This window comes from Klenkia sp. AC732 (assembly GCF_979256525.1).
On the sequence record NZ_CEEDOS010000121.1, the window covers coordinates 1 to 264 of the forward strand.

At 74.6% G+C, this 264-nt stretch carries 1 protein-coding gene; it reads left to right on the forward strand.

The features are described from left to right. On the forward strand, positions 1-264 hold a 264-nt coding region (locus tag AC0IVP_RS21935; RefSeq protein WP_471759281.1), incomplete at both ends, for a GGDEF domain-containing protein.

Genomic DNA, 264 nt, shown 5'->3' on the forward strand with positions numbered 1-264 from the left:
GCCCTGCTCTTCCTCGACGTCGACGGCTTCAAGACCGTGAACGACTCCCTGGGACACCGGGTCGGGGACCCGCTGCTCACCCAGGTCGCGACCCGGCTGGCCGCCCGCACCCGACCCTGCGACACCATCGGCCGGCTCGGCGGGGCCGAGTTCCTGGTGATCGCCCGCGACTGCGACGCCGAGGGCGCGCTGGCCGTCGCCGAACGACTGCGCGAGGCCGTCAGCGAGCCGTTCACAGCCGGCGGGGTCCGGCTGGTGCGCACC